The organism is Pelomonas nitida, assembly GCF_043555975.1.
GTDB lineage: Bacteria > Pseudomonadota > Gammaproteobacteria > Burkholderiales > Burkholderiaceae_C > Pelomonas > Pelomonas nitida.
Map to the genome: position 1 here is coordinate 142,912 of NZ_JBIGIA010000009.1, position 23,308 is coordinate 166,219.

A 23,308-nucleotide genomic window follows, 5' to 3' on the forward strand; every position below is an offset into this window, starting at 1 on the left:
TCAGCTCCGCCCGATGACGAGCCACCCCGGCACCGGCAGCTCCAACGCCGAGATCAGCGTGCAGCTCTGGCCAATCCCGAGGGGCATGGTGGACGGTGACGTGCTGTCGGTGGCGGACCCGATGCCGTCCAGCGAGAACTTCTCGGTCGCCGAGGTCACGACGAGCACACGCCCATCACCGATGCCAGTCTCCTTGGGGCTGGGCAGCTTCAGCCCACCACTGATGAGCGCCACCAGCACCATGTCGCCGTCCTTGTAGACGAGATCGTCGCGCTGCCTGATGTAGCGCACCGGCCAGCGGGTGATGTCGGTGCTGCCGCCGCCCCGCGTCAGCACCACCTGCTGGTCCTTCTCGCGCCAGCCCAGCAAGCCGTCCGGCGCCGGCTCCACCTCGAGGTTCGTGAGGCTCAAGCCCGCGAACGCCGGCCGCGCGTCCAAGTGCAAGGGTTGAGCGGTGTCGATGAACGCGACGTTGCCGTCCATGCTGGCCGTCAGGCTGGACGGGCTGCCGGTGGCCACGACCTGCGTCGGCGCCACCGCGGCGGCATCGATGACGAGCTGCCAATCCTCGCCCTCATCGCGCTCCAGGCGGATGTCGATGTTCGCGCCGGACTGCAGCGTCGCGAGCACATAGTCGCCACCTTGCACGCCCGTGACCTCGGGGTCGGCCCCCACCAGCACCTGCCGGCGTTGCGGGCGGCGCGTCAGCCCCGTGCCGCCGTCCACCACGCGTACGGCCGCCCCGCTCTCGCCGTCGCCCTGCCCGGGCGCGTAGAGGTAGGGGATCGGTGGCTCCTGGGTCAGCGCGCTCTCATCGCCATCCCACACCCGCGCGGCGCCGACCACGCCCTGCGCGTCGGTCGCAAGCACGCTGCTGACCGGCGCCCCCAGCGTCACCTCGCCCGTCACCGAGAGCCCGCCATGGACGTCGACCTCCGTGTCCACGACAAGATGGTCCACGGTCAGCATGCCCGTCACGTCCAGCGCCGCGAACGTGGGGTGGGCCTGCGGCCCGATGTCCTGCACGGTGTCCAGCCGGATCTGGGGCGACAGCGCCAGGTCGACCAGGATGTTGCTGGACGGCCCGACCGGCTTGGTCAGCGCCGCACCCACCAGCGAGCCCAGCTCGAACTGTGCCTGCCCGGTCTCGTCCGACGCGCCGCGCCCCACCAGCAGCGCGCCGGTCTGCGGCAGCAGGTTCTGCCCGGTGCCGCCATCGGCCACCGGGATGGGCTGCGTCATGCCGGGGCCGTAGTAGTCGGGGCCGCCCCCGTCGCCACCACCCGGCCACTTCACGGCCGGCACGATCTTCGCCTTCGTCGCGCCGGGCAGCGCGCCGTCGGTGTTGTCGCCCACGATGTCGATGCGCGTCATCGCCTGGTTGTGCTCGGCAAAGTCAGCCTGCAGGTCCTGCGCATGGTCCAGCTCGGGGTCGCCCTTGCCCAGCACGAAATGCGCCTCGCGCGGCGCGTCCTGGCTGCCATCGCGCAGCAGCCATTCCTGCAGCAGGCGCTGATGCAACAGCTGCTGACGCCCCAGCATGTGAACCGCCTGTGCCTTGCCCGCCTGCACCTCCAGCGCCGCCAGCAGCAGGCCGTGCTCGGGCAGCGCCTGCGCCACGGGCACCGGGCCGTGGTGGGTCATCTGCGCCGTGCGCACCAGCTGCACCCACACGTCGAACGCGGCGGCGTAGTACTCGGCCAGCTGCGCACGAGGGATGCGCAGGCCGGCCGGCGGCGCCGGCAGCGTGCCCGGCAGGCCCAGCACCGGCGGCTGTGGCACGGGGGCGTGCACATCGCTCCAGGTAGTCGCGATGACTTGGGCCAGCTGCGCGCGCACGGTGTCGCAGAACTCGGTCAGCGTCACGCCGTTGGGGCCCACCTTGATCGAGCGTATCCAGGCCACCACCGCGCGCAACGCGAGGTCCTCGCTGGCATCGGGCGCCGCGAACGAGAAGTCCAGCCGGAAGCTGTCGGCGATGCGTGCATCGGCGCTGAGTTCGCTCTCGTCCCGGCAGGGCTCGCCGGGGATGGGCACGGGCGAGCCGCTCGCATCGGCGGCGTAGAGCCGCACGTAGATGGTCTGGTCGCCACCAGCGCCAGGCGTGGCCGCCAGTTCGGTCTCGCGCCAGCGCGCGACATCCGCGCATTGCTCGGCCGGCACCGCGACGAGCCGGCCGTCCGGCATCAGCGCCATGCCAGGCGACACGCGCACCTGGTCGCCCTGCAGCGTGACCGTCAGCCCGCGCAAGGTGCCGTAGCCCACCAGCTCGCGCAGCAGGCGGTCGTCGCGCGCCATCAGGTAGGTCTGCTCCTGCCGGAAGTCGTCCACCCCCAGCACCATGCCGAAGGTGTAGTTGACGCGTTGCATCGGGTCCAGCGCCGCATCCGGCGCGGGGGTGAAGGTGGAGCCTGTGCAGCATCCCATGTCGGTCTCCCAGAAATGGCGTCTAGCGATCCAGGCCGACGCGGTCCGGCGGCGGCAAGGGGCGTGGATGAGTGAGCTGGCCGCCCCCCAGGTCGCGCTCGCCGAGCACGAGGGGCGGCCAGATGGAATCGGCCGTCAGCGCCGCCAGCTCGGGCCGGCGCGCCAGCCCCTGTTCAAGCCGCGTGTCGTGGCCCAGCCGCGCCTCGCCGACGCGAAACAGCTCGAAGCCGAAGCGGATTTCCGCCACCGTGTGGGCCGGCTTGTCCAGCGCCACGGCACGCTCCACGGCCGCGCGGCGGCGGGCCAGCTCGTCGAAGTCCAGCGAGCTGGTGTCGGCCGGCAGCGGCAGCACGATGCGAAAGCGATGCGCCGGCGTGAGTGCGCGCACGATCTGCGCCTCGAAGCGCCACCAGTCGGCCAGCGCCACCGAACCGGCGGGCAGGCGCAGCGGGCTGGGTATGCGGTCGAAGCTGCGCCAGCCGGTACCCCAGGCCGCGTTCAGCAGCGAGATGCGGCGCCAGCGGCGGGCCAGATAGTCCTGCCATCGCTGGCGCAACGGCGCACAGGGCCGGGTGGCGGCGAGGTAGTCGTCGAAGGCCTCGTTGCGGGACTGCGGCTCGTCGTCGGGCAATTCCGCAAGCCGCCACGACGCCATCAGCGCCGCCTCCTCCTGCGCGCCGCGCGGCAGGAAACCCAGCGCCGATTGCAGCAGCGCGGCGTCCGCGCCGTCGGCGCCCAGCCCGGCAATGGGCGCGAGCCGGGCGCGCAGCGCAGCGGCCCCCTGCGCCGACTGCCAGGCCGTTGTCGGCAGCACTGCGCCGGCAGCGAGGCCCGTCTGATGCTCGAACTGCGCCCAGTCCAGCAGCTCGGCATCGCTCGCGGGCAGCTGCGTGGGCACGGGGATGTCGGCCCAGGCCGCCCAGTGGCTCGACCACGCGGCATTCAGCGCGGGGAGCGTGGCCCAGCGCTGCTGCAGAAAGCGCTGCCAGCGCGTGCGCAACGGCGCCTGTACGCGCGTGGCCTGGAGGTGGTCACGCAGCGCCTGCAGCCCAGCGGAGGTGTCGGGGCTGTCGGCCGGCAATGCAGGCGCCGCTGGCGCCTCACCCAACAGCGCATCACCCGGCAGCTCATCACCCGATGGCAACACGTGGCCCGCCTCCTCGGTTGCCGCGCGCGGCACAAAGCCCAGCACCGTGCGCAACGCCGCCGTGCGCTGCCCCACCACCAGCGCATCGACGCCGCCCAGCCGCGCCAGCAGGTCACCGCCTCCGAGCGCCGGGCGCCAGGCCTGCGCCGCCAGCGGCGGCGCCAGACCGAAGAGTTCCTGCAGCCGCACGCCATGCACGCGGTTTGCCAGCGCCTCGGGCACCGCGAGGAGGGGCTCGACGTCGACGCTGTCGTGCTCCCACGCGAGCGTGGCGGCCAGCAGCATGCCGGGCACGGTGCCACGGCGCGCATGGGCCGCCGTCGCATGGCGCAGCAAAGCGCGGCGGCGCGCCAGGCCGGTGGAGCCGTCGAAGCCGACGGCCAGCCAGCCGGCCAGCCAGTCCAGCGTCTCGCGCGGCGCCGTGCGCGCATCCAGCAGCAGCTGCGCCGCAGCGATGCGATCCTCCCAGCGCGTCAGCTCGCCCTCGAACAGCGCCAGGAAGCGCTCGGTGAAGGCGGCGCTGGCCGCGTCGGCGCGATAGACCGCCGGCAGATAGTGCTGCAGATAGCTGAAGCGCGGATACCAGGCCCGCAAGCTGGCCAGGCCGAGGCTGTGCTGCCCATCGCTGCCCGCCTGCAGGCGCAGCTGCAGGTAGCGGCCGGTAGCGGCCTGCAGCAGGCAGGTCAGCGTCTGCACTTCCTTGCACGCCGTGACGGCGGGCTCGCGCCAGGGCAGCTCGGGCCCAGAGGGATGCGGCTGCAGCCGGGGCTCGTCTCGCCAGGGCTGCAGCTGCAGCGCCTCGGGTGTCTCCGCCGTGCGGCTCTGCAGGGTCAGCGTGCTGCCCGGCGGGCGCCGTGCATCGAGCGCCACGCGATGCCAGACGCACGCCGGCGTGCCGCTGTCCCACACCGGCCCGGTCAGCGTGCCCTCGCGCAGGCAGCGGGGGCGCGGCAATGTCAGCAGCGGCAGCCAGCGGTCTGCACCGGCGTAGAACACCCGTGCCGACGAGAACCGGTGCAGCACCTGTCCGGCCGCCAGCGCTGCCAGGCCACCCGCAAGGTAACGGCGCAACGGAATGAAGTCCTGCTGCAGCGTGAACTGCCAGGTGCCCGAGACCGGCTCGGCGGCCGCGAAGCGGAAGGCCTGGTCGCCACTGGCCGCGAGCAGCAGCACGCCGAAGCTCTCGCCGCCGGCCTCGGCCGGCCATTCGACCGCCAGCGTGGCGCTGGACAGCGCGGTGCTCACATGCCCGACGGTGTTGGCCTGGATCTGCTGCTCCAGCGGGCCGACGGCCGCACTCTCCAGGCCCGCCGCGTCGATGACGGACAGCCTCGACCCGTCCGCCTGACGGCGCAACACGACGAAGCGCCCACCCGGCAACGCGGCGACTGCGGTGGCGTCGGCCCCGAGCTCGAGCTGACAGGGCGGCCCGGCGGGCAGCAGCGGCGCCGGGTCTTCGAGCGCCGGCAGCGCCGCAGCCGGCCCGAACACGACCGGCCCTGCGGTGCGGGGCACGCAGGGTCGCAGGTCGGCGCCCAGGCGGTGCAGCCGCGACGCGCCGAACAGCGCCACACCACCATCGTCCAGCGCCAGCAGGGCATGCGGCGCCGGCATGCCCGCCCAGGGCTGGGGCAGCGGCGGCCCGCCGCCGTGCAGGTCGAAGATGAGCAGGCCGCCGGCGGCGACACTGGCCACGACGAGGTAATGGCCCGTCGTCACCGTCAGCGCATCCATGACGAGCGGCTCGGCGATCACAGGATCACAGGGGCCGAAGCCGCCGGCCACAGCGGGCGCCTCCGCCGCCTGCGGCAGCGGCCAGAAGGTGGTCAGCAAGCCGCTGCCGCTGGACCAGACGCGGATGCGGGTGCCGTCGGCAGTCAGCGAATAGAGATTGCCGTAGCGGTCGAACGCGCCGCCGGCCCGCGACGTGGGCTCGGGCAGCGCACTCGCGCCGCTGGCCTTGAATTCGTACAGCGCCGGCTTCAGCACGAGTTGCCCCAGCGCGTCCTCGTGCGCGGGGTCGTCGGGCAGCCAGCCCCAGTCGCCGTCGGGCGCATGGGCCAGCCAGTCGGCCTTGGTGGCCAGCGCGTGGAAGCGGCCGCCGTTGGCGTCCATCAGCCCCTCCCTCCAACGCTGCCCACAACGCCGCACGCGACGCCCCCTGGGCGGGCAAGCGTTGCGTCGTCGCTGTCGTCGTGCATGCGCTGAATCGCCATGTCAGCAGTTCTCCGGAACGCGGGGCACGGGCAGCCGGATGGCAACGGCGCCCGCGGAGCCGCCGCCAGTGCCGTCGCCGCCCGTGCCCTGGCCGATGAGGTCGGACAGCGGCACGGGGTCGCCCAGGCTCACGGCCAGGCCGGCGATCAGCGGCAGTTGCAGCCCGGCCAGCGGCACGCTGTCGCGCTGCGCGCCGCTCGCATCGCCCAGCAGCAGGCCGGTCACGCCCAGCACGCCGTCAACGCGCGCGGCCACGGTGGCCAGCTCCAGCGCGGCCACGGCCTTGAACAGCGGCCAGCCCGTGGCATTGCCGGGGCCAGGCAGCGGGGCGAGGAAGGCTTTCAGCGCCGCCTTCACGCGCTCCCGCACCTCGGCCACCCCCTGCCCCGCGTGCAGCTCGATGCCGACGCTGATCCACAGCCCCGCATACACGGGGCCGCGCAGCAACACCTCGCAGGTGACGAGGCGGCGCGGCGCCAGGTGGTCGCAGATGGCATCGATGAAGTCGGCGTTGGGCAGCGGGTAGTCGGGCCGGCGCGGGTCCTGGCGCGGGATGACCATGCAGGTGACCACCCCCGGCTGGTCGCCCGGCAGGCCCGGCGACAGCTCCGGGTGCCAGGCCGGCAGCACCTCGACGCGACCGACATCGGCCTGCGGCGTCTCGCGCACGATGGCGTCGAAGTCATCGGCGCTGACGGCGCGGTCGCGGTGACGCAGCACCAGCGGAATGCGCTTCTCGCCGTCGGCCGCGCTTTCGGCGTCCAGGCCGCCGCTGGCCGGGCGTGGGTTGCTGACCTTGACCCCCGGCGGCAGCGTGGGGCCCAGCTTGATGGCCTGGGCCGCGACATTGCCGGCGGCCCCCAACGCCCAGTCGAAACGGGCCGAGATCTCGGCGCCATTGGCGGGCCGCGCGCCGCGTGCGCCGTCGCCGAAGCGGATCTCGCCGCTCTCGGCATCCAGCGCGAACAAGGTGGCGCCGGGCTGGCCCTCCGGGGGCGCCGCCTCGAGCTCGTCGGTGAGTGCCCATGGCTGGCCGGCCACGAGCAGTTGCAGCGAATCGGCCAGCACCTGGCCGTGGCTGAGGTTGCGGCGCTGCTCGGGCGCCCCGTCACCGGGCTGCAGCAGCTCACGGCTGACCCGGCTGCGCTGCCGCACGGCGGCGCAGTGCGTGCCGGCCCAGGCCAGCCGCACACCGGCGGTGGCCAGCCCGTCGACACGCAACCAGCTCACCACGCGCGCGGCCACCTCGTCGTCCGTGAGCTGCGGCGGCAGCTCGCCGACGCCGGCTTCCAGCGGCTCGGTCTCCGGCCAGGTGCCGATGGCATCGGCCGAGACGGGCAGCGTGACCTGCAGGATGCCGGCCTGCTCGGGAAAACCTTCGGGGGTCGTGGCGTCGAGCCGGATGTACACCCCCGGCGTGCCGGTGCCGCCGGCCCCCACCTTGGGCGCATACACACGCAGCACGGGCGGAGCCGCCGCCGGCCGGCCCGGCTGCAGGCGCGCGCTCGTCTCCGCCGGCTGCGGCACCAGCCCGATGGACAGCGTGCGGCCGGCCAGCTCGTTACGGGCATTTGCTTTCTCGACCTCGTCGGGCGTCGCGGCCAGCAGCGCGATCCACAACGCGCCATCCACCGTCTCGGCGCTCAGGTCGATGGCGGCGGGCAGGTCGTCCACCTGCACGCTGTCGTAGAGGATGGGGTCCACGCCGGCATCGCTGCCCGACAGGTCCTGGCCCGTGGCCTCGTAGAGCTGGCGGTAGTAGTCCAGCAACGCGGGGTCGGGGCTGCCAACGGTGCGCTTGAAGACCACCCGCCCCGACACGGGCGGCAGGTCCAGCCCGGTGTCGGTCAGGAACGGAATGGCGCCGGCCTGCAGCGGCAGGCCCGACGCGAGCGTCAGCGTCTTGCGCTCGCCGGCCTCGTTGTTGAACTGCACCAGGGCACGGGCCGGCTGGGCCGGCCGCAGCCCGATGCCCAGCAGCTGCAGGAACTTGAGCCGGCTGCGCTCGGGAATGAGGTTGGCGCGGTAGAGCAGGCTCTCCGCCATGAAGGCGAAGAGCTCGACCAGCGTAACGCCGGGGTCGCTGGGGCCGGTGTGCGTCCACTCCGGGGCGTGCACGGCGGCCAGGGCCAGCGTGTCACGCACCAGCGCGGCATGGTCGCGGTCGTCGATGGCGGGGAGCTGGATGGGCATGATCAGCGCCCGCCCGGCCGCCCGTTGGGCGACACCGCCCCGACAGGGGCCCGTGAACGGAGGGAACGTGGAGGCGACATGACTTACCTGCCTTGCACGGGGATGGAGAGGCTCATGCGGCCGGCCTGGGCCGTGGCGACGAGCGTGAAGCTGAGTTCGGCCAGCGCGGCCTCGGCGTCGTTCGGGTCGGCGGCCACCTGGATGGCCTCGACCTGCACGCGCGGCTCCCAGCGGGCCAGCTGCCGGCGGATGGATTCCTCGATGGCACGCCAGGTCGTCGGCACATTCGGCTCGAACAGGAAGCGCTCCAGGCCGGCACCGTAGTCGGGGCGGCGCAGGCGCTCGCCTTGGGCCGTCAGCAGCAGGATGCGGATGGATTCGCGAACATTGGCTTCGCCTTCGGACCACGCGAGGCGGCCTTCTGGGGTGAGGCGCAGCGGGAAAGCGACGCCACGGCCGTAGAGGGCGGCTTCGTCTCTCATGATCGGCGTCCTCTCGTCGTTTGGATGCTCTTGCGAAGAGCCTTTCGACTCGGAGCCGAGCTGCCGGGAGTCCCGCCCGGCGGCGGGGTAACTTTCTTCTGCGGCGCCAGAAGAAAGTCACCAAAGAAGAGGCGCCGACCCGCACGCCATCGCGACAGCGCCAGGAGCGGCGCGCGAGAACAAGCTGCGGCGTTGCGCACCGACGCGACCCGCTTCGCTCTCGCTGCTGTCCCTGTGACGAGCGCCATCCATCGCCTCTTCACGCCGCTTAACGCCGGCTGCACGCCGGGCTGATCAGCAAATACCGCGTCGCTGGGGCGACGGCACCGGGAGTGCTCATCAATCGCGTCGCCCGAGCGACGCTGCATTAGGCTGTTCTGGTGAGCACGGCGTGCAGCCGCGCGTCGGACGGACAGGTGTTCCGATTCGCGGTGCTCGTGACAAGTCAGACGCGAGAGCGCAGCGGTTCGCTTCGTCGAGCCATGTCCGGCACTTGTTTTCGCGCGCCGCTCATCGCGGCGCCGCGCTCGTGTGCGGTTCAGCGCCTCTTCTTTGGTGACTTTCTTCTGGCGCGGCAGAAGAAAGTTACCCCGCCGCCGGGCGGGACTCCCGGCAATGCACCGAGAAGCAGCTCGCTTCAACAAAGCACCCCTGCTGCTCATGGCTTCTTCCCCTTCAACCCCGGAATCGGGAAGCACACCATCAGGAACGGCAGCCACCGGAAGATCAGGTCCAGCAGCGTCGCAATGACGATGAGCAGCACGAAGGCCACGATGGTGATGATCGGGATCGACAGCGAGCAGATCGTGCCGAAATTCGCCCCGCCGGGCTTGGCGCAAGGGGCCATCTTGCGCACGCGCAGGCTTTTGTGAAACGGCCAGGGCAGCACCGACAGCACCAGGCTGCCGAAGCCCAGCCGCCGCACGCGCTTCATCTGGCCGCACAGCAGGTCACTCATGATGAAGGCACTGTTCTTGCCGAACTTGCGCAGCCCACCGGGCGAGGTGTCGAACGGCAGCGCGATGCGGATGGGGCGCAGCGGCGCATCGCTGTCGAAGAAGCCGGCCAGCTCGAACACCTCGCTGCGGCCGGACATCACCGCCGGATGCAAGGGCCCGCAGTCGCAGCGCTGGTGCACGAACCGCAGCACATAGCGTGGCGCACCGGTGTCGGCAGCGAGCGTGGCCTGCAGTTCGGTGGCCATGCGGGCAGCATCGGGTGCCTGGGCCCTGCCCGGCCCCAGCGTGCCGCCCAGCAGCGCCTCGTCGATGGCCAGCGCCACGGCGTTGTAGAGGGTCTCCAGCCGACGCTGGGCTTCTTCCTGCGGGTCGCGCGGGTCCGGTGATGAAGGCGGCGGCTCGACTTCCGCCCAGGCATTGAAGGGCCCCGCGAGAACGGCTGTCGGATCGGCCGGGGCCGTCGCCACCGCCAGCGGGAAGCTGAAGGGCGGCCACCCGGGCCCCTCCGGGAACGGTTGCTCCGTCGCATCGAGCGCCGCGCCCACGCCCGCCTGGCCGATCTTGAACAAGGCCTGGCGCAGCGTCGTCGCGGCGCCCGCCGCAATCACCTTGACGTCATCCGACAGCGCGTCCTTCACCGCGTTGCGGTCCGTGGCGTTCCAGTGCGCACCGGCCAGCAGGTTGAGCAGTGCCTGCGCCTGCGGCTGCGGCAGGCTGAGGCCGTCGGCCAGCGCCGCGTGCACCTGCGGCAACGTGGCGGCCAGCCATTCCTGCATGTCCTGCAACTGGCGCCAGCTGGATTCCTGCAGCTGGTCATTCAGCGTCTTGAGCGTCTCTCCGGCGGCGGTGGCGACCTGCCCCTTGTCTTCCCACGGCTTGTCGGTCAGCTCGGCGCCGGCGGCCTCGCGCGAGGCCTGCGCGCGCTCGATCAAGCCCTGCCACGGCGCAATCAGCTTCATGCGGGCGCCGGCCTTGAGCTCGGCCGCCCGGTCCAGCGCCGGCTCTGGCGTGGTGCCGACGGGCGCGAAGCGGAAATCATCATGCCGCGCCGCCGGCACCAGGCCGGCCAGCAGCTTGCGGGTGTGGCCGTCCGGCGACCGGTAGGCGAGCGGGAAGACGGACAGCCACTCTTCACCCGGCAGCGGCTGCCCGGCATCGGCCAGCGGATGCCAGCGGCCCGGCTGCCCCGGCAGTTTCACGAAGGCGGCCTCGCGCCCGTCCGGCAACAGCCGGCGCAGCAGCATGCCGCTGCGGTCACCCCCGGCCGTGGCGCGCGTAGGCAGCCCCGGCAACTCGCAGACGAGGTGGGCCGCCGCGACATAGAAGCGTTGATGCACGGGCTGGAACAACTTGAGCGGCAGTGGTGCCGGCGCCGGCGCCGGAAGCGCCGGCCGCTGGAAGCCCCGCAACGCCCGCTGGCGCGCGAAGGCCCGTGCCAGCGCCGACCGCGGCGGCGCGGGCGCCGGTGCCGGCGTGGGCGCCCCCAGTTGCTGCCAGGACTCCGGCCGCGCGACGAACGCCGGCAGGGTCTGCGGCGCGTCGGCCAGCGTCGCCAGCAGGCGGTCCATGAAGTCGTCGCTGTCAAAGCGCAGCAGCACCGGCGCGTTGTTCACCGGCGCGGCCACGAAGCTCTGCCCACCGACCCAGCGCAGCACGTGAGAAGCACTCATAGGATGTTCCCCGAGAACCTTTGGGCACCCCGCCCACCGGCTACGGCGGGCACCCCTCCGAGAGGGGCGGACCTTGCTTGGGGCGGCCCGGCGCGGCGGCCCGGCAAGGGCGCAGTGAACAGCTTCATAGGATGTTCCCCGCGCCCGGCGTGTAGGTCGCCGCGATGATGGTGTTGGTGATGACGGTGTCGGCCTGCACGACGCCCGAGAACTTCGACATTCCGGCATCCACCTGCACCAGCCCGGCCGACACGGCGACCTGGCTGGCGTTGACGGTCACCTTGGCCGACGCGGTGACGGTGATGCCCGCCGTCTCCAGCTTCACGCTGTTGCCGTTACTGTCTTCGAGCGTCACCACGCCGGGGCCGTCCTTCAGCGTGAGCTTGCAGCCGCCGGGCGTTTCGAGCTGAAGCCGCTCCTGCCCCTGGCTGTCGTCGAGCGTGACGACCACGCCGTTGCGGCTCTTGATGACCTTGTGGTTGTTCTGCGCGCTGGCGCTTTGCGGCGGCGTGTCCTTGCCGTTCCACAGGCCGCCGACGATGAACGGCCAGCGCGGGTCGCCGCCCTGGAAGACGATGAGCACCTCGTCGCCCACCTCCGGCATGAACCAGCTGCCTCGGCCCTTGCCGGCGAACAGCGTGGTCATGCGCGCCCAGGCCTCGTAGCGTTGGCCGTCGGCATCGGGCGCCCAGGGCAAGGCGATCTTGACGCGCCCCTGGCCGTCGGGGTCGACCAGATCGACGACCTCGGCGACATGGCACCCATACCAGCGCCCGCCCCACCCCTGCGGGTGGCGGTCGGCGTAGAGGGCCTCGGCCGGGCTCAGGTCGAACAGGCTCATGCGGGCCTTCCTATCCAGGGGCGCTCCGCGACGAACTCGGTGCGCAAGCCGGCCGCCATGTCAAAGCGGTGGCAGACCTCGGCCAACGCGTAGGCACCGCTGAACAACGGGCCCAGGCCGGTCAGCGCCACCGTGGCGCCGCAGCGCAGCCGCGCATCCGGCTGCGCCGTGCCGTGGCCCGTGACGAAGCGGCGGTTGATCTGCCGCAGCCAGGCCTCGGCCAGTTGCCGCGCCTCATCGGCCGAGCCGGGCTGCAGGTGGGCGACGGTGTCGGGCCTCGCGCCGATCTTGCTCTGAAGCAGCGCTGCGCCGCCCTCGCCGTCGCTCGTCTCGCCGCCGAGCAGGCTGCCGGCATTGACGGTCTCGCGAATGGGCCGCTTGTCCGCGACGCTCCAGCCGGCCACGCTGAGCTCGGTGCGCTGCAGGGCGAGATCGGCACGCACATCGAAGCTCAACAGCCGGCCGCCATAGTCCAGTGACAGCGGCGCACCGCCCCGGCGCTTGCGCGCCGCGACGTGCAGCGTCGTGCCGTCCAGCCACACCTCCGCCTCGCAGCGGCGCGCCAGCTCGCGCAGGAAGGCCAGGTCACTCTGGTTGACCTGAGCCAGCAGCGGCAGCGTGGGGGACTCGGCATCGACGCTGGCCGTCAGGCCGTGGTCGCTGGCCATGCGTTGGGCCACCGCAGCCAGCGAAGCGCGCTCGAAGCTGCGCGTGCGGCGCTTCATGCGCAGATCCTGCAGGCGATCCTCCACCTGCACGAGCAGCTCCGCCTCACCGGCGCCCCCCTCGGGAAAGCGCGCCTGCAGCGCCATGACACGGCCGCTGAACAGCAGGTCCTCGCCCAGCTTGATCTGCAGCGCCTTGCCGAACTCCAGCCGATCCCGCTCGAACAAGGTGTAGCCCGGGGCGCCGGCGTGCGTTCCCCAGTTGCCAAAGGCGAGCTGCGCCTGCGCCAGCCCGTCGATGCGCTCGCGCACCTCGAAGGCCATCAGCGCGGCGCCAAGGTCGGCGACGACCTGCCCTTCGATGACCAACGTCGGCCTGCCGCTGGTGAGAGGGAGTGAGGCTTCGGGCATGGCTAGTGCGAGAAGGTGCGAAGTTGCAATTCGCGCTGCGCCACCGCCAGGCGTCGCAGCAGGGCCAGCTGCGGCAGCGTGGGCCCGACCGGCGCAGGCGCGCTGGCGGCAGGCGCCGCCCCGGCCGAAGGTGCAGGCGCTGGGGCCTGCACGAGGTCGAAATCACTGATCTGCACAGGCATGGACGCTCCTCAACCGCTGACGATGCGGGGCTTGGTGGCTGACAGGTCGATGAGCTGGCCCGCCGGCACGGCGCGCGGGTTCTCGATGCCGTTGGCCAGTGCCACGGCCTGCCAGCCACCGCTCTTCTGGAAGGCCGCACCGCTGCTCAGCGCCAGCACGCCGCCAGCCCCGGCCGCCAGGCCCGGCGCACCGCCGCTGCCGAACACATTCATCGCCCCGCCGCCGGGGCCCGACGCGCCGCCGCCCGATGGCGTGCCGGCCCCCGCGCCCGCGCCGCTGCCGCGCGCGGGAGCCGCGCCTGCCGCCCGTGCGCTGTCTTGCAGCGTTTGCAGCGACTGCCCACCGCCCGCCGGCCACAGCGGGCGCGAGCCGGGCACCTGGCCGCTGCCATCGAAGGCGGGCACGAGGATGTCCTGCTGCACCATGGTCAGGGCCATGCTGGCGCGAAGCGCCTCACCATTGGGCGAGAAGAACTCGATGGTCTCCTCCATGCCTTCGACGATGCCGTCGAACAGGAATTTGCCCCACGTGAACCTCAAGCCCGGCGGCGTGCGCTGCGAGGCGTCGCGCGAGCCGGCCGGCGCCGGCTTGGGCTTGATGAAATAGAGCACCTGCGCCGTGATGCGGCGCACGTCGTCCACGATGAACGGCGCACTGGTCGCCGCCGACACGTCGAACCACAGTTGCACCGCCAACTTGGTCGAACCCGTGCCCACAAACTGCCGCGCGGCGCTGCCCTGGCTCTGGTTGCCACCGCCCCCCGACGCGTTGGGCTGCTCCTTGACCTGGTTGGCATAGACCAGCTTCAGCGACTCGGGGTTGAACTGCACCGTCAGCGACTTGCCGCCGGGCATCACGTCTTTGAGGTCGTCCTTGAGCTCGACGAGCTTGGCGTGCTGGATCTTCAGCTCAGGCATGGGACTTGTCCTCCCAGCGGAAGGCCTCGTAGGCCACCTGGATCTCTTCCACGGCAACGTTGCCATCGCGCGCATTGAGCATGGGCGCCTTGAGCTTGACCGGCAGGCAGCGCGACAGCACGAAGCGGCCCCACTCGCTCTTGTCCGGCCGCAGCACGCTGATCGTGATGCCGGCGCGCAGGGCCGGGTTGGCCAGGCTGCGGTCGAACCACCGCCAAAGATCGGTACCGCGCGTGACGCCGCGTTTGAGCGTCAGCTGCCCGAAGCTCACCGGGCCGGCCAGGCGGTGGACGCGGTTGGGGTTGCCGCCCTCCTTCAGCGTCTTGACCTCGTGGTTGATCTCCAGCCCGTCGCAGTCCGAGAACGACGCACCGGCCAGCGGCTTGCTGTCACCATCCGGCAGGATCTCGACGACGAAGTTCAACGTCGAGAAGGGCTGCCATTGTTCGCGCTCGGCATCGGCCATCATCGACCTCCCATCCGCCACGCGGGCGGCCATGACAGGACGGCATTCGGCAGCGGCATGGCTCAGCGCTCCTCGATCTCGAGCTGCTCACCGGAGCGGCGCAGGTGCAGCGTCAGAAAGCGCAGCGGCCGGCTCGGCGCCACCTGGATGAGCAGGCTGCATTCGCCGCGCTCGATCTCGCGCGCCGCATCGGCGCCGGCGGCCGTCTTCAACAGGTAGGACGACGACGCATCGATGCCGCGAAACGCGCCCCGCTGCATCAGGCGGTGCAGCAGCGCATCGAAGCTGCGCTCCAGACCTCGCCGCAAGGTCATGTCGTTGGGCTCGAAGACGAAACGCTCCCCTTCGCGCCGGCACAGCCGGTGCAGCAGGATGAAGAGCCGCCGCACGCCGATGGCGCTCCAGTCCGGATCGAGCGACAGCGTCTGGCTGCGGACCGCCGAGATGCCGGTGCCCAGCGCGTCGGCGCGCAGCACGAGCGGGTTCACGCCCAGGGCTTCCAGCACCGGGCCCGGCTGCAGTTCGCCCGTCGCGGCCAGTGCCGTGGCAAGCGCCTCCGCGCCGGACGCGCCCCAGGCCCCATGCAGCCGGCTGCGCCGAGCGAGCAAGCCCATCAGCGCGCCGCTGGCCGGATGGGCACGCAACCGGTCATCGGCATCTCGCTGCAACAGCCAGGGGTGATGCAGCGCCGCAAAGCTCGCGGCACTGCCGGCCTGCGCCGCGTCCACCCGCGCCGCCTCGGCACGCAGCGCGCCGACGTGGCCGGCGACGTCGCGCTCGCGCCAGTCCAGCGGCAGGGACAGCAGCACGAAGTGCTCGCGCGAGGCGGCGCCCAGCGACAGCAGCGCCTGGTGCACCTGCGCCACCACATCGGCCGACGTGCCCGCCAGCGCCCGCCAGCCCGTGGCGCGCACATCGAGCTCGACCGACTCGCTCCACGCGCCGGTCAGCCCCTGCCGGTGCGCGCGTGCGCGCAGCCACCAGGCGCCGGCCGGGAGCCCCGGCAGCAGCAGTGCCGCCGGCGCCAGCGCGTCGGCCAGCACGCGGGCGTCCGAGAAGTCGGGTTGGCCGGCGAGTTGCACCTCCAGCCGCTGGGGCGCGCCCTCGTCGGCCGGGTCCCGCCACAGGTTCAGCGTGAAGGCCTTGCCGGCCGGCAGCAATGCCGGCGCCAGCGCATCGGGCACGAACCCGAGCCGGGGCGGGCGTGGCGGCACGGGTGGCGGCGGCGCGCAGTCGTCGAAGGTCTTCGGGGGACAGGTGCAGGCGGGGTCGGGTGTGGTGGTCACGGTGACCTGACGGGCCTGCGCCTCCGGGGTGGGCCGCCAGCCGGGATGCACCGCATCCGGCACGACGATCCAGCTGGCCTCCTCGGCGCAGGCGTCATCGCGGCCCAGCGCGCCATGCAGGCCGCGCAGGCGCCGCGGGCGGTCGCCCAGAAAGCGCACATCGTCGGCCCAGCGCATCAGCTGGCGCCCATGCAAGCCGGGCGACCAGGCCGGGTCGAGAAACAGTGACGCGTCGTACTGCGCCAGGCCATTGCGCTCCAGCGGGTCGCCCGCGTCGGGTGTCACTGGCTGCCAGACCTCGAAGTCACTGCCAACGCCCGTCGGCAGCAGCGCCCAATCGCCCTCGAGCGCATCGACCGTGCCAGCAAGCGGCCAGTCAGCGAGCAGCAGGCCGGCGTCGTAGCGCGCCTCGGCATCCAGCGCCTGCCAGGGCAGCTGAGGCGCACCGGCAGACAGGCCGCAAGCATCGAGGCGCAGCACGCCCTGGCCGGGTGAGCGCAGCGCCAGGTCCAGCTGCACACGCTCGACCAGCCAGGTGGACAGGTCCACGGCCGCGCTCGACAGATCCTCAAACAACCAGCCGGTGCCCGCCCAGTCCGGCGTCAGCACCGCATCGGCCGCCACGCGCCGCCAGGCCGGCGCCTCGGGGTGCAGCGGCCGGCGGGCCCGCAGCAGGTCGCCGCGTGCCAACGCGTCGCCCACATGCAGGGCCTGGCTTCGCACCCGCGCTGACAGCGCGTACCGATCCGCCCAGGTGCCGGGGCTCGCGGCCCGCAGCACGACGTCGTTCGCATCCAGCGACGCGGTAGCGCCGCTGTACTGCAGCCGGCGCAGCCCGGGGACCGCGAAGTGAGCCGATCGCGCCGCCGGCCCCGTCACGCGGATGACGTGACAACGCCGCCCACCCGCCGCGAAGAACGACGCAACGGCCGGGTAGAGATGCGCCGTCAGGCGCTCGCCGGGGTCCTCGCCGCGGCCGGCCTGCACAAGATCCAGCAAGCCGCCGAAGACGGCCTCGAACGCCGTGGTGCTGTCAACCGCGACGGGGCGGTCGCGCGGCCCACGCGCCGCGAAGCCGATGAACACCGGCACATCCATGACCGGCATGCCGTCGCCGGCCGGCGACGGGTCGTCGACGATCTGCACGCCGATCATGCCGAGCGCTCCACGCACGACGCGCCAGGGACAGAACGCCGGCTCATGGCTTCACTCCATCTCCAGCCGTTCGTAGCTCAAGGTCAGCTCCTCCATCGCCACGTCCGTGCCCTTCGCGTTGAAGGGGCCGGAGGTGTGCTTCATGATGCGAGCGTTGATGAGGCGCCAGGTCTGCACCGTCTGCGTGCGGTCTTCGCTCTTGAGCTCGACGGTGACGGTGCGCAGGCCGCTGTTGGCGCCGTTGCGCACATCGTCCAGCCACTTGTAGAGATCCAGCGAGCCGATGACGCCACGCTTCATCGTCACGTCGGTGGCCTTGTTCAAGCCCGCCGTCTTGATGACGTTGTTGAAGGCGTAGTTGCCCGGGCGGTATTCGGTGATGGTGACTTCCATGCCGATGCCGCTGACTTCCTGGAAGCCCGCCTGCGGCGTGTTGGTCACCCCGTCGCCAAGGTTGACGTGGAAGTTGAACTGGACGTAGGGGCGATCACGAACGACAGCCATGTTGTGCTCCTATCAGGACTTCTGATCAGCGGTCCACTGACCGACGCGGAAGATGACGAATTCAGCCGGCCGCAACGGCGCCACGCCCACCAGGCAGACCAGCCGCCCGTTGTCGAGATCGTTCTGCGTCATCGTCGAGCGGTCACAGCGCACGAAGAAGGCCTTCTCCGGCTTGTCTCCCAGCAGCGCGCCGTTGGCCCACTCGTTGACGAGGAAGTCCCGCACCGTCGCACGCACGTTGGCCCACAGCGCCTCGCCGTTGGGCTCGAAGACCGCCCATTGCGTGCCCTTGTCGATGGAGCGCTCGAGGTAGGCGAAGTAGCGCCGCAGGTTGACGTACTTCCATTCGGGGTCGGAGCTGATGGTGCGCGCCCCCCACAGCCGGTTGCCCCGCCCTTCGAAGAAGCGCAGGCAGTTGATGCCCTCGGGATTGAGCACCTCCTGCTGCGCGGCATTGATTTGCGTCTCGAACCCGATCGCGCCGCGCACCACCTCGTTGGCGGGCGCTTTGTAGACGGCCCGCTCCGTGTCATTGCGCGCATAGATGCCGGCCACGAAGCCCGACGGCGGCAGGTTCAGCGGCTGGCGGGTGACCGGGTCGAACACCGTGACCCACGGGTAGTACAGCGCCGCATATTTGCTGTCCAGCTTGGCCTTGAACTTGCGAACGTCCGCCAGCTTCATCCCTTCGTGCGAATCCAGCACGGCGATGCGGTAACGCATTTTCTCGGCGTGGGCGATGAGCAGGTTGGTGACGGCAGCCACGTCCTCCGGGCGGTCCTTGGCGCGCCAGGTCGAGCCGGGCCCGGCAACGATGGAGATGTCCTCCAAGGCCTCGAACTGCTTCAGGCCGGTGGCGTAGTCCTCGGTCGGATCGGCGCGGCCTTCGTACTCGGTCCGGCCCGGCAAGGCACCGTCGTTGCCGCCCTTCAGATAAGCCGTGGCGATGAGGCCGCGCTCGAACTTCTTCTTCAGCGCGGCCAGTTCATTGCGGCCGGCGTCGTCCCACTCGATCTGCGTGATCTTCAGGTCCAGACCGGTGTCCAGACTGTCCAGGGCCTTCAGCAGCTCGCTGCCGTCATCGACGGTGTTGCTCACCGTGCCATCGCCGGCGACGCTGCCGTTGAGCAACACGACAGGCAGGCCTTCGCTAGCCGGGCCCTTGAGGCTGAACAGGTCGAAGATGCCATCCGCGACCCCAGCCGTCTTGTGCTTGGGCTCCAGCGGCAGGCCGCTCCAGGTGCCGAGCGAGCGACCGTCGAGGGTCAGCACATCGAGGCTGAGCGACAACGGGCGGATGGAGTCGTTGCTGGTGGAGTTCAGATCGACGTTGAAGTCGCCGAGCAGGAAGCCCGTCGGTTCGGCAGCGACCCGGTCGGGGTGCAGGCCGAGGAAGCGCCAGACGCCGGTGGCTGCGTCCCGACGCGCGACATAGAGCGGGATGTCGCCGATGGCGCGTGCCGTGGTCGGCGGCGTGGTGGCGGGCGTGGGCGCCGGCCCGGGTGGTGGCAGCGGCGTGCCGGCTGCCGCCGGGTCGAGCTGGGCCTTGGCCGTCGTGATCCACACGACATCGCCGTCAGCGAGGTTGGCCAGTGTGGGCGTCAGGCCGGGGCCGCCGCCGGGGTCGGGCAGCGCCCCCAGCACATTCGCGCCCAGCTTCACACCGAAGCGCAGCTGCAGGTTGCCGAACGCGCCGGGGTAGCGCGCGATGATGCGGAACACGTCCGTCGCAGAGCCCACCAGCAGCCGCCCATGACCATCGTCGTAAGGCAGGCCGGTGAACGGCAAGTTCAGGTTGGCGGGATAGAGGCCCTTGAGCGGGCGGAACACACGGCTGACGTACAGCCGCTTGCCGCCCTCCTCGAAGTAGCTGCGCACGGCCTGCCAGAGATAGTTGGTGCCGATGACGGCGTCCTTGTCGAAGCCGAGCCGATTGCCGTCGCCGTAGCTGCGCTCGAACTCCGTCAGGCTGGTCAGCAGTTCCGGCGCCTCGGTGACCGGGCCGTATCGGCAGGGGCCGATGAAGCCGGTGGTCGTGGTGCCGACGCCTTCGATGGACTTCGATCGGAAGGACACCTCCTCGACGAATACACCAGGCGCAAGATATTCGGGCATGACGGTCTCCTTCGTGAGCGAAGTCGGGTGGGGTCAGAGGGTCTTGAGCCGCAGCTGGCGCAGCACGGACGGCAGGCCCGCCGTTGCGAGGATCAGCGGCTCGCCGGCTTGAAAGGCGGGGGGCACATAGGCATCGTCCAGCCCGATGCCGGCCAGTGCGCGCACCTCGGGCTGAGCCGCGAAGCCGAGCACATCGGGCACGGCGCGCCCGACCATGGCGGCGCCGGCGAAGACGCGCAACTGTGCGGCCGGCTCCGGCGGTGAGCCGGCCTTGTCGGGGCGCGGGCGTGGCAGGTGAAGGGTCAGGCGCCCATTCGCGTCGCTCGCGCCATCGACCATGTGGCCGGCACCATCCACAAAGCGAACGCGGGCCCAGGGGACGGCGCCCTCATCGGCCTGCCAGATCAGCAAGCCATGCAGGCTGGCCAGCCCGGGCGGTGCAACGCGGCCCGGGGCGGACAGCAGCTCCACCTGGAGCAAACGCGCCGAGCCACGCACCGTGATGCCAATCACCTGCCCGGCGGGCGCCGCCGGCAGCGGCCAGGGCAGGCTGAGGGGCAGGAAGCGACCCAGCTCGTCGCGCACGAAGACGTCGGCCTGCACCGGCGCGGGCTGATGCCATCTCGGCGCCAGATCAGGCCAGTGGTGAACGCCGGACGGCGTGACACGCGCATGCCCGAGCAGCTGGCCATCACGCCGCAACACGAGGCGGCAACTCAGGCCGTCGAGGATGGGCATGCCCGTGGCGACATCGATGAACGCAAGGGCCTCCCCGGTCGACAGCCTGATGTCGTCCGCCGAGGGCCGGAGCAACGTCGCCACCATCACAGGCCTTGCGCTGGCGCGCCCACAACGAAGCGCCGCTCGGTCACCGGCGCGCCGGTCGGTTCGACCTGCTCGATGTCCAGCAGCACCATGCGCGCCACATAGGTCATGCCCGCCTGGAACCCACTCTTCACGCGGTCCCAAAGCGACAGGTAGTCCACCGTGGACAGCGGGTCGGCAATCAGCTCGACCGACTCCTCGGGGCGGAAGATGGACGGGCCGCCCTTGGTATAGCGGTTGATGACCTCACCGCTGAGTGCGGGCAACTGGTGCAAAAACGTCAGCGCCCAGCCCAGCATCTGCGTCTGTTTGTCCGGCCGCGAAGCCACGGGCAGCAGCAGGAAATAGAGATCCACCGGCAGCGAAGGCTTGTAGAGCTGACCGTCACGCGCGCGCCGCGGCGGCAGGTTGCGCGGCGAACCGCCGATGCCCACTCGCCAGAGGATGAGATAGAAGCCATCGGCGGGCGGGCTCTGCCCCTCGGTGAGACTGCCCAGCGAGGCCAGCTCGAACGCCGGCGCCGGCCCCAGTTGCAGCTCGTCCGCCGGGCAGGCCTCGCGCATCAGCTCCAGCACGCTTTCGCCCACGGCACGGATCGCGGTGTACCGGGCCATCAGCGGCCTCGCCTAATCAGCTGTTCCACCAGAACTCCAACCCTGGTCATCCAAGGCGAAGCGATCCTAAGAACGCCGTCACGCGGCGGTCATCCTTTCGTTTAGGGACAGTCGCGCCCCCATCCTCAATCGGTAGAAACCGAAGCAGGCGACAGGTCTGAACAGCGGCGCCGGCCGACGTTTTCGGCGGGTGTCAGCGCGGCTCGACGATGCGATAGCCCACGCCCGGCTCGGTCAGCAGCAGGCCGGGTTCGGCCGGATCGGCCTCCAGCTTGGCGCGCAGTTGCGCCATGTAGAGCCGCAGGTAATGCGTCTGTTCGGTGGCATCGCCTCCCCAGACGTCGGCCAGCAGCCGACGGTGCGTGACGACCTGCCCCGCCTGGCGCACCAGCCGCGCCAGCAGCTTGAACTCGGTGGGCGTCAGCCGCACGTCGGCACCGTCGCGGCGCACGCGATGCGCGGTAAGGTCGACCTCCAGCCCGTCGCGGCGGTAGAGGGTGATGGCCGGCTGCGCCACCGTGCCGCGATGGCGCAGCGCCACGCGCAACCGAGCCAGCAACTCGCCGATGCCGAAGGGCTTGACGAGGTAGTCGTCCGCGCCGGCATCCAGCAGGCGGATCTTGTGCCCTTCCACCTGCCGCGCCGAGATGACGATGAGCGGCGTGGCGCGATCACGCCGCAAGGCCTGCAGCAGCTCCTCGCCGTCGCCGTCGGGCAGGCCGAGGTCCAGCAGCACGGCGTCGAGCGTGCCAGCATGCGCGAGCTGCGCCATTGCATCCGCCAGGCTGGCCGCCGTCAGCACCTCATAGCCCTCGACCGCCAACGCCTCGCGCAACGTGACGCGCAGTTCGCGGTCGTCCTCGACGAGCAGCAGCCTCACACGGCCACCCCATAGCAGGCCGCGCCCACACGGGGGCCGGCAAGCGAAGTGAGCGTGGGGGCTGTCACGTCGCCTCCGGCAACGCGGGCGCGTCGTGCAGAGGCAGCCGCGCTTCGAAGCTGCAGCCGCCGTGGCCGCGCGGGCGCAGACTCAAGCCGCCCTGATGCGCCTCGGCGATCGCCCGGCACACGGCCAGGCCAACGCCGGCGCCCGGTGGGCGCTGCTTGAAGGCAGCCAGGTCGCCACGCTGGAAGGCGTCGAACACGCGGTCGCGCCAGGCCGGCTCGATGCCGGGGCCACGGTCGCGCACGGCCAGCAGCGCTTCACTGCCGACACGGCGCACCACCAGCTCCACCGGTGCTTCGACCGGGCTGTACTTGAGGGCGTTGTCGATGAGGTTGTCCAGCAGTTGAGACATCAGGGCCGCATCACACCACAACAGCGGCAGCTCGGGCTCGACACGCGCCTTCACGCGCTGGCCATCCGGCCGGCGACGCACGCGCCGCAGCGCCGCGCCGACGATCTCCTCGGCCGACTCCCAGTCACAGCGCAGCGCAACACCCGGCGCCCCCAGGCGTGCGAGCTGCAAAGTGTTGTCGGTGAGGCGTACCAGCCGGGTCGTCTCCTCGATGATGCGCGCGGCAAGCTCCTGACGCTGCTGGTGCGACAGCCGCTCGGCCTGCGTCTGCAGCGCCGAGGCCGACCCCATGATGGTGGCCAGCGGCGTGCGGTAATCGTGCGAGATGGCCGCCAGCATGGCGTTGCGGGCCGACTGCATGTCGGCCAGCTCGCCCGCACGGCGCGCCTCGTCCTGCACGCTGCGCCGCTGCAGGGCCAGGCCCATCTGGTCGCACAAGGCCTGCGCATGCGCGAGATGGTCGGCCGCCAGCGGCGCACTCCCCAGGCCGCGCAGCGTGACCGCGCCCAGCGCCGCATCGCGGCCACGCAACGGCAGGTAGAGATCGGGTTCGCCGGCATGGTGGGCCGTGCCCGGGCCCAGCGCCCGGCTGGCGCCCGCGCACAACTGCAGGCCTGCCAGCGCGTTGGCGTCGGGCTCGCCCAGCACGACGTCCTGCGCACCGCAGGCCGGGCGCAGCAGCGCCGCAGCGGCCAGGCCCGACAGCTGCTCCAGCGCCTGCAGCAACTCGTGCGCGTGGGCCTCGGGGCGCTCGGCGTCTCGCATGAGGTCGCCAAACTCGCGCAAAGCCCGCTCGAGCTGCGCGGCGCGCTGGGCCGCGCGCAGCCCCTCCCAGGCCAGGCGCAGCTTCCAGCCCACCCAGGCGAGCGCCATCAGCGAACCGGTGGCGATCCAGGGCAGGAACTGGACGATGGGGCGGGGAATCACGGGACG

The 23,308-nt window shown here is 71.5% G+C and carries 17 protein-coding genes; all 17 read right to left on the minus strand.

Annotation, left to right across the window (positions count from 1 at the left end; all coding sequences use genetic code 11):
• The 17 genes from ACG00X_RS13400 to ACG00X_RS13480 all read right to left on the minus strand — a co-directional run bounded on the left by ACG00X_RS13400 (position 1) and on the right by ACG00X_RS13480 (position 23,302).
• Positions 1-2,427: a hypothetical protein gene (locus ACG00X_RS13400; protein WP_394488686.1), complete on the minus strand. Its 2,427-nt coding sequence runs from the start codon at positions 2,425-2,427 to the stop codon at positions 1-3.
• A 22-nt stretch (positions 2,428-2,449) separates the two neighbouring features.
• Positions 2,450-5,689 carry a phage tail protein gene (locus tag ACG00X_RS13405; RefSeq protein WP_394488687.1) on the minus strand — a complete coding sequence of 1,080 codons (3,240 nt, stop codon included), beginning with the start codon at positions 5,687-5,689 and terminating at the stop codon, positions 2,450-2,452.
• A gap of 102 nt (positions 5,690-5,791) precedes the next feature.
• Positions 5,792-7,984, minus strand: coding sequence for a baseplate J/gp47 family protein (locus tag ACG00X_RS13410; RefSeq protein ID WP_394488688.1), 2,193 nt, complete (start codon positions 7,982-7,984; stop codon positions 5,792-5,794).
• Positions 7,985-8,067: 83 nt separating this feature from the next.
• Positions 8,068-8,466 carry a GPW/gp25 family protein gene (locus tag ACG00X_RS13415; RefSeq protein WP_394488689.1) on the minus strand — a complete coding sequence of 133 codons (399 nt, stop codon included), beginning with the start codon at positions 8,464-8,466 and terminating at the stop codon, positions 8,068-8,070.
• 658 nt (positions 8,467-9,124) lie between these two features.
• Positions 9,125-11,095, minus strand: coding sequence for a hypothetical protein (locus tag ACG00X_RS13420; protein WP_394488690.1), 1,971 nt, complete (start codon positions 11,093-11,095; stop codon positions 9,125-9,127).
• Between the two features lie 124 nt (positions 11,096-11,219).
• Positions 11,220-11,936 carry a phage baseplate assembly protein V gene (locus tag ACG00X_RS13425; RefSeq protein WP_394488691.1) on the minus strand — a complete coding sequence of 239 codons (717 nt, stop codon included), beginning with the start codon at positions 11,934-11,936 and terminating at the stop codon, positions 11,220-11,222.
• Positions 11,933-13,012, minus strand: coding sequence for a phage late control D family protein (locus tag ACG00X_RS13430; RefSeq protein ID WP_394488692.1), 1,080 nt, complete (start codon positions 13,010-13,012; stop codon positions 11,933-11,935). Before ACG00X_RS13430 ends, ACG00X_RS13425 begins: the two co-directional genes overlap by 4 nt.
• 2 nt (positions 13,013-13,014) lie before the next feature.
• The gene (locus ACG00X_RS13435) at positions 13,015-13,194 is read right to left on the minus strand and encodes a hypothetical protein (RefSeq protein ID WP_394488693.1); all 180 of its coding nucleotides are present in this window, start codon (positions 13,192-13,194) and stop codon (positions 13,015-13,017) included.
• A gap of 9 nt (positions 13,195-13,203) precedes the next feature.
• Positions 13,204-14,112: a CIS tube protein gene (locus ACG00X_RS13440; RefSeq protein ID WP_394488694.1), complete on the minus strand. Its 909-nt coding sequence runs from the start codon at positions 14,110-14,112 to the stop codon at positions 13,204-13,206.
• A complete protein-coding gene (locus ACG00X_RS13445; RefSeq protein ID WP_394488695.1) occupies positions 14,105-14,611 on the minus strand; it encodes a phage tail protein in 507 nt (168 codons plus the stop codon). The genes ACG00X_RS13440 and ACG00X_RS13445 overlap by 8 nt, the downstream gene beginning before the upstream one ends.
• A 29-nt stretch (positions 14,612-14,640) precedes the next feature.
• A complete protein-coding gene (locus ACG00X_RS13450) occupies positions 14,641-17,019 on the minus strand; it encodes a hypothetical protein (RefSeq protein ID WP_394488696.1) in 2,379 nt (792 codons plus the stop codon).
• 51 nt (positions 17,020-17,070) lie between these two features.
• Positions 17,071-17,523, minus strand: a complete 453-nt coding sequence (locus tag ACG00X_RS13455; RefSeq protein WP_394488697.1) for a phage tail protein — start codon at positions 17,521-17,523, stop codon at positions 17,071-17,073.
• A 12-nt stretch (positions 17,524-17,535) separates the two neighbouring features.
• Positions 17,536-19,638, minus strand: a complete 2,103-nt coding sequence (locus ACG00X_RS13460) for a phage tail sheath family protein (protein ID WP_394488698.1) — start codon at positions 19,636-19,638, stop codon at positions 17,536-17,538.
• Between the two features lie 33 nt (positions 19,639-19,671).
• Complete coding sequence (locus ACG00X_RS13465; protein ID WP_394488699.1) at positions 19,672-20,460, minus strand: hypothetical protein; 789 nt, start codon at positions 20,458-20,460, stop codon at positions 19,672-19,674.
• A 2-nt stretch (positions 20,461-20,462) separates the two neighbouring features.
• Positions 20,463-21,077, minus strand: a complete 615-nt coding sequence (locus ACG00X_RS13470; RefSeq protein ID WP_394488700.1) for a Pvc16 family protein — start codon at positions 21,075-21,077, stop codon at positions 20,463-20,465.
• A gap of 193 nt (positions 21,078-21,270) precedes the next feature.
• Positions 21,271-21,957, minus strand: a complete 687-nt coding sequence (locus ACG00X_RS13475; protein ID WP_394488701.1) for a response regulator — start codon at positions 21,955-21,957, stop codon at positions 21,271-21,273.
• 64 nt (positions 21,958-22,021) lie between these two features.
• Positions 22,022-23,302 (minus strand): sensor histidine kinase, encoded by a 1,281-nt coding sequence (locus ACG00X_RS13480; RefSeq protein WP_394488702.1) that lies wholly within the window; start codon positions 23,300-23,302, stop codon positions 22,022-22,024.
• Positions 23,303-23,308 lie beyond the last annotated feature (6 nt).